Annotated in this window: 1 protein-coding gene; it reads right to left on the minus strand. The window is 60.9% G+C overall.

The genetic code is table 11. The features are described 5' to 3' along the window. Nucleotides 1–64: 64 nt before the first annotated feature. Nucleotides 65–542: EF-Tu C-terminal domain-related protein (locus AC1D0P_RS27850; protein ID WP_477679688.1), on the minus strand; the 478-nt coding region annotated here is incomplete at its 5' end.

Raw genomic sequence — 542 nt, forward strand, 5'->3', positions numbered from 1 at the left:
GCCCAAAACAAAAGGCCCCGCAGTTTCCCGCAGGGCCTTTCTTCAATTCGATATTGTTCGTCGATTACTCGACGATGGAGGCGACGATGCCGGCGCCGACGGTACGGCCGCCTTCGCGGATAGCGAAGCGCAGCTTCTCTTCCATCGCGATCGGAACGATCAGCTCGACGTCAACGGCMACGTTGTCGCCCGGCATGACCATTTCCGTGCCTTCCGGMAGCGTGACGATRCCCGTCACGTCCGTCGTGCGGAAGTAGAACTGCGGACGATAGTTGGTGAAGAACGGCGTATGACGGCCACCCTCTTCCTTCGTCAGGATGTAGGCTTCCGCCTTGAACTTCTTGTGCGGCTTGACCGAACCCGGCTTGCACAGGATCTGACCACGCTCGACGCCGTCACGGGTCACGCCACGCAGCAGCGCGCCGATGTTGTCGCCAGCCTGGCCCTGGTCGAGCAGCTTGCGGAACATTTCAACGCCGGTCACGGTCGTCTTGGTGGTCGGACGAATGCCGACGATCTCGACTTCTTCGCCAACCTTGACG

The organism is Polaromonas sp. P1_G2, from assembly GCF_056405515.1.